This window comes from uncultured Chitinophaga sp. (assembly GCF_937874145.1).
In the GTDB taxonomy this organism is placed as follows: domain Bacteria; phylum Bacteroidota; class Bacteroidia; order Chitinophagales; family Chitinophagaceae; genus Chitinophaga.
Genome location: NZ_CALNBI010000486.1, coordinates 1 through 2,445 on the forward strand (window position 1 = coordinate 1; position 2,445 = coordinate 2,445).

2 protein-coding genes are annotated in these 2,445 nt (G+C 54.1%); one reads left to right on the plus strand and one right to left on the minus strand.

Annotated elements, in window-relative coordinates; translation table 11 throughout:
• The coding region (locus Q0510_RS23110; RefSeq protein WP_298717070.1) for a sulfatase-like hydrolase/transferase at nucleotides 1-645 on the minus strand (645 nt) is incomplete at its 3' end.
• A 524-nt stretch (nucleotides 646-1,169) separates the two neighbouring features.
• Here Q0510_RS23110 and rsgA point away from each other — a divergent pair.
• Entirely contained in the window at nucleotides 1,170-2,270 is a 1,101-nt protein-coding gene (gene rsgA, locus Q0510_RS23115; protein ID WP_298717073.1) for a ribosome small subunit-dependent GTPase A, read from the plus strand.
• The last annotated feature ends 175 nt before the right edge of the window (nucleotides 2,271-2,445 follow it).

Here is a 2,445-nt window from a genome sequence, read left to right on the forward strand (position 1 = left end):
ATAATATTTCTGCATCCCCGGCATGTCGGCCTGCACGATATATTTTTCCGGATTGTAACCGAAGTTTTTCTCCCCGAAATAAGACGCGGGATGCCCGGCCGCGCTGCCTGCAATGTTTTTAACGAACCCCAGGTTCAGCGGGTCTTTCCCGATGCTTTTATACGTCCCGAAGTGGGCTTTGCCGCACATGATGGTGTAGTAACCATTGTCGCGGAGCACCTGCGGAAGCGGCGTAGCATAGGCGCTCCGCTCCTGGCGGCCGTCGGGCGACAACCCGTTCGCGTTCCAGGCCGGCGGGCGCAGCAGGCTGTCTTTACCATCAGTGCTTGTATTAAAAACGCTCGTCCAGTTGGTGACGCGATGCCGTGCCGCGTTCATGCCGGAAAGGAGGCTTACCCTTGAAGGGGTGCACACGGGCGTAGCATACGCATTGGAAAATTTCATGCCCGTCCGCGCAAGGCGCTCCATATTGGGCGTCCGGAATTTCCGGTTGGCGGGTGTAATGCTATCCCAAAAGGGAACGGCGGTATCCTGCCAGCCCATATCATCTACCAGGAAGAAAATGATATTCGGCCGGGACTGCGCGATCGCACCCTCAACATTCAGCAACAGCGCCGCCGCAAGGCCATAAAGGTATTTTTTCATTCGGATGATATTGAAAGGTTGAATCGTTAAAACCGGCTCATTTCTTTAGATACCGCTGTCACCATGCCGCCCAGGCGATACGGAAAATGCGATAATCCAGTGAGCCACCGGATGAGAAATGGGCGATTTTCATATAACGCCAACACCGAATGCGCCAGCTCCGGGATAAATATACAAACTCCCGCATAAGAACTTCAAACCCTGCAAACAAAGCCGGGTCTATTCTTCCCCCGCACTTTATCCGGCTACGCCGCTAATTTCTTCGTTGAGCGGAATCAGCCCCCTTCCCAGGCTGATGCCAATACCTCACGCCGATTTCGCGGGATGCTGCCCACCCGGCTATATTTATCTTGCCCGGAAATTCTTCCATATTTATTACCTTTGTACCTCATGACACGCCCATCTACATATAACCTCCTGTCGATCATTGTCGCCTAACGCAGGCCCACAAAGCATTTCCACTTTTATATTCTCCGGCTACCTGCGTTAATTCCCTTCAATCCATTTATTGAAACAGATTTGCTATGCCTGTCAGCATTGGCAAGACATATATTTATATTACCATGCCGGCATTACAGTCGTACGGATGGAATGCGCATTTCCTGCGCTATTTCGAAACAAATACAACCCGGCACCTTGAAGCCGCGAGAGTGCTGTCGATACAAGGATTCATTCACCTGCTGATGACGGAAGCAGGAAACATTGAAGCGCAGCTCTCGGGCGCGCTCATGAACAACCGGGAACCGGAAGATTACCCTAAAGTGGGTGATTGGGTGCTGGTAAAACGTTTTGACGAGGAAGGTATTATTATCGATGTGCTCCCGCGCGTGAACGCGCTCAGCCGCAAGGCGCCCGGTACGCAGAGCACGCGTCAGGTGCTGGCGGCCAACATCGATGCGGCGTTTATCGTGCAGGGGCTCGACCGGGACTACAACCTCATGCGCCTCCAGCGATACCTGCAGCAGATTGTACAGTGCCATATCCAGCCCATCGTCATCCTCAACAAAGCGGATCTTGTTCCCGATCCCGAAACGTACCGTAAAGCGGTAGAAGACCTGGGGTACAACTGCCCGGTGGTGCTCACCAGCGCGCTGCAACCGGCGGAACAGGAGGCGTGGGCAAGCCAATACCTCCTGCCGCGGCACACTTATATCCTGCTGGGATCGTCAGGCGTGGGTAAAAGCAAGCTGCTCAACAGCCTGCTGGGCTACCGGCTGCAGGAAGAAGGCGCTACCAGCGCCGCCAACAACAAAGGGAAACATACCACCACCGCCAGGCACCTCGTGATGTTACCGAACGGCAGCATGATCATCGACGTACCCGGCATGCGCGAGTTCGGCGTCACCGGGGAAAGCGGCAGCGAAGGTGTATTCCACCCGCTGATAGTTGAGCTGGCGCCGCAATGCCGGTTTGGCGACTGCACGCACCAGCATGAGCCCGGATGCGCCGTCATAGCCGCTGTCCGCAACGGCACATTGCCCGGGCCGGTTTATCGCAGCTACCTGAAATTATTGCGCGAGCAATATCATTTCCAGGCCAGCGAAGCGGATAAGAAGCGGAATATCAAGCAGCTGACCAAACTGGTCAAGCAGGTGGTCAAACATCGCAAGAACAATAAGTATTGATGCCTTCATGATGAAAAAAAGCGGCCTGTGCGTGTACAGGCCGCTTTCATATCAATGTTCCGCAGGAAATACTGGTGTTTATCGCACAAAGCTGGTTACAGCCTCCACGAAAGCGGCATTGTTCTCACAATACAACATATGCCCTCCCTGGATAACGCGCACCTGCTGGTTCGGG

Coding starts and splice junctions, on each gene's coding strand:
- rsgA (WP_298717073.1), top strand. CDS start 1,170: ATGCCTGTCAGCATTGGCAAGACATATATTTATATTACCATGCCGGCA.